At 71.0% G+C, this 4,665-nt stretch carries 4 protein-coding genes; 3 read left to right on the plus strand and 1 reads right to left on the minus strand.

Annotation, left to right across the window (positions count from 1 at the left end; genetic code table 11):
- The 3 genes from DPV74_RS39155 to DPV74_RS39165 all read left to right on the plus strand — a co-directional run.
- Positions 1–1,063: aldehyde dehydrogenase family protein (locus tag DPV74_RS39155; protein ID WP_119339140.1), on the plus strand; the 1,063-nt coding region annotated here is incomplete at its 5' end.
- Between the two features lie 14 nt (positions 1,064–1,077).
- Positions 1,078–2,205, plus strand: coding sequence for an NAD(P)-dependent alcohol dehydrogenase (locus DPV74_RS39160; RefSeq protein ID WP_091921738.1), 1,128 nt, complete (start codon positions 1,078–1,080; stop codon positions 2,203–2,205).
- 176 nt (positions 2,206–2,381) lie between these two features.
- Positions 2,382–3,551: a helix-turn-helix domain-containing protein gene (locus tag DPV74_RS39165; protein ID WP_240440102.1), complete on the plus strand. Its 1,170-nt coding sequence runs from the start codon at positions 2,382–2,384 to the stop codon at positions 3,549–3,551.
- 231 nt (positions 3,552–3,782) lie between these two features.
- Here DPV74_RS39165 and DPV74_RS39170 read toward each other — a convergent pair.
- The coding region (locus DPV74_RS39170; protein ID WP_240440103.1) for an amidase family protein at positions 3,783–4,665 on the minus strand (883 nt) is incomplete at its 5' end.

Raw genomic sequence — 4,665 nt, forward strand, 5'->3', positions numbered from 1 at the left:
GGCCGGCCGGCTGTCGCTCGCGCGCCGCCGCCCGCGCGGCGTCGTTGGCGTGATCTCGCCGTTCAACTTCCCGCTGTACCTCGCGATGCGCGCGGTCGCACCCGCGCTCGCGCTCGGTAACGCGGTCGTGCTGAAGCCCGATCCGCGTACCGCCGTGTGCGGCGGTGTCGCGATCGCCCGCGTGTTCGAGCTCGCCGGCCTGCCGGAAGGCGTGCTGCACGTGCTGCCCGGCGACGGCGCGACCGGCGCCGCACTGGTTGCCGATCCGCACGTCGCGATGATCCAGTTCACCGGTTCCACCGCGGCGGGGCGCAAGGTCGGCGAAGCGGCCGGCCGCCATCTGAAGAAGGTCTCGCTCGAGCTCGGCGGCAAGAACTCGCTGATCGTGCTCGACGACGCCGACCTCGAGCGCGCCGTCGCCAATACCGCGTGGGGGGCGTATCTGCATCAAGGCCAGATCTGCATGGCAACTGGCCGCGTGCTCGTGCAGCGCGGCATTCACGACCGCTTCGTCGCGAAGCTCGTCGAGAAGGCGCGAAGCCTGCGCGTCGGCGATCCCGCGAGTGCGGACGTCGGCCTCGGGCCGCTGATCAATGCCGCACAGCTCGACCATGCGGCGAGCCTGGTGGACGCGGCCCGTCGCGCGGGCGCGCGCGTCGAAACGGGCGGCAGCCATCGCGACCTGTTCTTCGAGCCGACCGTGCTGAGCGGCGTCGCGCCGGGCAACCCGGCGTTCGACGAGGAGATCTTCGGGCCGGTCGCGGTCGTCGTGCCGTTCGATACGGACGAGGACGCCATCGCGCTCGCGAACCGCACCGAATACGGGCTGTCGACGGCGATCCTGTCCGCCGACGTCGGCCGGGCACTCCGGATCGGCGAGCACCTGAACACCGGGCTGCTGCACATCAACGACCAGACGGTCAACGACGAAGTGATCAACCCGTTCGGCGGTGTCGGCGCATCGGGCAACGGTTCGAGCATCGGCGGCGCGGCAAACTGGGAGGAGTTCACGCAGTGGCAGTGGCTGACGATCAAGGGCGAAGCGCCGCTGTATCCGATTTGACGAGGAGACCGAACATGTACACCGAAAACGATTCACGGGCCGTCACCGCGGCCGTCGCGCGCGCGGCCGGCGCACCCTTCTCGATCGAATCCGCCCGCCTGCGCGCGCCGCGCGGCGACGAGGTGCGGGTACGCGTCGTCGCGACGGGCCTGTGCCATACCGACCTGATCGTGCGCGACCAGTACTATCCGGTGCCGCTGCCGGCCGTGCTCGGTCACGAGGGCGCCGGCGTGGTCGAGGCGGTCGGCCCGAACGTGAAGACGCTCGCCGTGGGCGATCACGTGGTGCTCACCTACGGTGCGTGCGGCCACTGCCCGTCCTGTGTCGGCGGTCACGGCGCGTATTGCCGGCACTTCTTCGGGCTGAATTTCGGCGGCGCCGACGCCGACGGACAGACCGCGATCCGCGACGAACACGGGCAGCCGCTGCACGATCATTTCTTCGCGCAGTCGTCGTTCGCCAGCTATGCGCTCGCGCGCGAGAACAACGCAATCAAGGTGCCGCCGGAAGCCCCGCTCGAACTGCTCGGGCCGCTCGGCTGCGGGATCCAGACCGGCGCCGGCGCGGTGATCAACTCACTCGCCGTACGTGCCGGCAGCAGCTTCGCAAGCTTCGGCGCGGGCGCGGTCGGCATGAGCGCCGTGATGGCCGCACGCGTCGCCGGCGCGACGACCATCATCGCCGTCGACATCGTGCCGTCGCGGCTCGCGCTGGCGCTGGAGCTGGGCGCAACGCACACGATCAACAGCAAGGAAGTCGATGTCGTCGACGCGATCCGCCAGATCACCGGCGGCGGCGTCGACTACGCGCTCGAATCGACCGGGCTGCCCGCCGTGCTGTCGCAGGGAATCGAAGCGCTCGGCTCGCGCGGCACGATGGGCGTGGTCGGCGCGCCGAAGCTCGGGACAAAGGCGGAATTCGACGTCAACAACCTGCTGCTCGGCGGCCGTTCGATCCGCGGCATCGTCGAAGGCGACAGCGTGCCGCAGACGTTCATTCCTCAGCTCGTCCAGTTGCATCTCCAGGGGCGGTTTCCGTTCGACCGGCTGGTGAAGTTCTATCCGCTCGAACAGATCAACCAGGCCGCGGAGGACAGCAGCAGCGGCATCACGCTCAAACCGATCCTGCGTTTGCCGCATTGAGCGGCGACACGCCCCCGGTCGCGGGGTAAATCGCGACCGGGGGCGCGCATGGGCCTCAAGCGGCGGCGTAGCCGCCGCGAAAATACCGCGCCGCGGGCGCCGGGCTATATTACGCATTCGCGCGACACGCGGGCCGGCACGTCCGGCCCGAACCTTCGACCCAACTGGAGCGCAGCGTGAATACAGCCCCCGAATCCCCTGCACGGCCGGTCGACCTCGACCGGCTCCGCGCCCGCTTCGCGGCGGGCGAACCGCTGCCGGAAACGGCGTTGCCGGCCGGCGTCGCGCGCTCGTGGCTGCGTTCGCGCGACGCCGGGCTCCGGCCGTGGCAAACCGCCCGCTACGAAATGCAGCGCGAGCTCGACGAATCGCGCGCGGACCGCCGGCTGACCCGCTGCGTCGCGCAGGAAATCGAGCAGCTGTGGGCCGCGTTCGGCGGCAGCGAGTGGACGATCTTCTGCGTCAATCCGCGCGGCACGATCGTCCACGCGCGGCGCAGCCCGCATTGCGACGACACGCTGCTGACGCCGATCGTCGCCGGGCGCCGGATCGTCGAGCCGAACATCGGCACGACCGCGCCGAGCTGCGTGATTCACGACGGCACCGAGGCGGTCGTCGCGGGCGCCCAGCACTATCTCGACGAATTCTCGCGCGTGTTCTGCCTCGCGGTGCCGCTGGTCGGTTTCGACGGGGAAGTGATCGGCGCGCTGGACATCACCGGCGTCGGCCGGCGCAATGTCGTGCAGTTGCGCGAGCAGTTCCGGCATGCGGCGCTGTCCGCCGAGCAGCGGCTGTATGCGATGCTGCGCGACTGCCATCTGCTGCAGGTGCAGTACGATCCGCGCTGGCTCGGCACACCGCTCGCGGGCGTCGTCGCACTCGACGCGACGGGCCGCGTGCGCGCGGCGAGCCGGCTCGCGCGGCAGATGCTCGAGCTCGCGCCTGCCGGGCCGATCGAGCCACACGATCTCCGGCAACTCTTTCCCGGCGCGACGCCCGCGCAGCAGCGTCGTTTGCTGACACCGGCGCGTACGCCGCAGCGGATCGCGCGCGACGACGGCAGTCACGTCTGGGTGCGGGCCGTGCGCGCACCGCTCGACCGGGCGACGATGCGGCGGCAATCCGATGCGCTGGACGACGCCGCCGACGTGTGCGGCACCGCACCGGCCGCCAGCCCGCAGGCGAGCCTGCACGAGCAGTCGCTCGACGCGATCCGCCGTGCGGTCGACGAGCACGATGGCAACGTGTCGGCCGCCGCGCGGCAACTGGGCATCTCGCGCACCACGCTGTACGCGAAGCTCAGGCAGCTCGATGCAGCGGGAATCACGAACGCCGGCGCGCATTGATACTGCGTGCGGCGATGGCGCCTGCGCCCCCGCCCGCCTCTCGTGCGGCCGCAACGTGAACCACACGATCCCGACCGTGCCGCCCCCACCGCTCAAGGTGCCGATCCACGGCCGTTCGGCGTCACGGGAATCCACCGGTCGTGCATGCCGAAGCCGGCTTCGCGGCGAGCGCCGCCGGCTTCGGCAATTCGGCCGCCGCCCCGTCCACGTCCCCGGCGCCGCGACATGGCATCAGCCCGGATACCCCCCCAACCTGCCCTCGACCCCGAACCCGTCGTCCGGCGCCGGCAGTCGCCCGAGCACCCGCTCGACCTCCAGCGCGACCGCGATGAGTTCGCGATCGGTGCCGGCCGCGCCGTCCAGTGCGAGGCCGACCGGCAGCCCGTCAGCCGTCAGGCCGGCCGGGACGGTCATGCCCGGCACGCCGGCATTGCTGCCCGGCTCGGTATTGCGGATGTAGGTCGAGAACACCGAAGCGGTTTCGCCGTTGAGCATCATCGTGTCGCCCGCCGGGATCGGGCATGCGGTGGCGATCGTCGTCGGAAAGACCAGCGCGTCGGCACCGCTGTCGGCGAGGCACTGCCGATACGCGGCACGCGAACGCGTACGCCGGTCGAGCGCGGTGCGGTAGGCCGCTTCGCCGATCCCGTCGGGGCCGGTGACATGGCGGGCGATCCTCGCGACGTCCGGGCTCCCCACGTTCGCGACGATGTCGTCGACCGACAGCTCGTAGCCGTTCTCGACCAGGTACGCGTGCATCGACGAACGGAATTCGTACATCGCGATGACGGCCGGCTCGTCGTCGAAGAACCCCGGATAGTCGTTCAGGTCGAGGTCGACACATTCGAATCCCGCCTGCTCCAGCTTCGCCACCGCGGCATTCGCGACCGCGTCGACGTCCGGCGCGAGGCCGCGCCAGAACGTCGTGCGCGGGACGGCCAGGCGCACGGGGCGCGACGCGCTGCGTGCCGGCATCGACGTCGGCGCGCCGGTGCCGGAACCGGACAGGATCGCGTCAAGCAGCGCGATGTCCTCGACCGACCGCGCGATCGGGCCGACGGTGTCGCGCGTGCGCGAGATCGGCGCCACGCCGCCCGACGGGTAGCGCCCCACG

It is taken from the genome of Burkholderia sp. HAN2018, from assembly GCF_024704855.1.
GTDB classification, from domain to species: Bacteria; Pseudomonadota; Gammaproteobacteria; order Burkholderiales; family Burkholderiaceae; genus Burkholderia; species Burkholderia cepacia.

What these genes read in the sequence shown, in the direction of transcription:
- DPV74_RS39160 (WP_091921738.1), top strand. Translation starts at nt 1,078, where the DNA reads ATGTACACCGAAAACGATTCACGGGCCGTCACCGCGGCCGTCGCGCGC.